Origin of the sequence: Xanthomonas sp. SHU 308 (genome assembly GCF_000364645.1) — a bacterium.
Classification (GTDB): Bacteria; Pseudomonadota; Gammaproteobacteria; order Xanthomonadales; family Xanthomonadaceae; genus Xanthomonas_A; species Xanthomonas_A sontii.
Genome location: NZ_AQOK01000679.1, coordinates 1 through 719 on the forward strand (window position 1 = coordinate 1; position 719 = coordinate 719).

Sequence of the window (719 nt, forward strand, 5' to 3'; positions counted from 1 at the left end):
CGCGGCCGCCTGCGCCAGCGCCTCGCGCAGTGCGGCGCCGGCCGGCTGCACCAGTGCGGCGTCGAGCAGCGCGCGCGCATTGCGCTCGTAGTCCTCGTCCGGCCAGGTCCAGTGGGTGCGCAGCTTGGCTTCGCGCGCGGCCTTGAGCTGCCAGGCGCCGATGCGCTCGGCGTAGTCGCGCAGGCCGTCGGCGTCGTCCACCGCCAGTTCCAGCGGCCACGCCGCCACCAGCATCTGCCACAGCATCAGCAGGTCGCCGGGCAGCGGCGCGGCGCTGCCGGCCGGCAGCAGGTCGGCCGACAGCGCCTGGAACCGCGCCACCTGCGCCTCCCACCACGGCGCCTGCGCGCTGAGCGCGGCCAGGCGCATGCGCACGTCTTCGCCGCGCTTGTGGTCGTGGGTGGCGGTGGCCAGCAGCGCGCGCGGATAGCGCTGCGCGCGCACGGCGTTGGCCGCGTGGAACGCCTCCGGCGTCAGCGCGAACACGTCCGGCTCGCTGCCGACCTCGTTGCGCGAGAGCAGCACGCCGTGGCGGTAGAAGGACGTGTCCTCCACCGACTTGGCGTTGAGCGGTGCCGACAGTTGTTCCAGGCGCCGGCGCACGATCCGCCGCAGCGCCACCTGCGCCTTGCCGGTGCCGCGGCCGTCGCGGCTCCAGCGCTCGATCGCATCGATCGCCGCGCACACCCGCGGCTCGGCGCCGGCGCGCGCACGCTGCA

General features: G+C 75.8%; 1 pseudogene. It reads right to left on the reverse strand.

The features are described from left to right. Window positions 1–719, reverse strand: a pseudogene (locus D588_RS25390) (malto-oligosyltrehalose synthase); the annotation flags it as partial.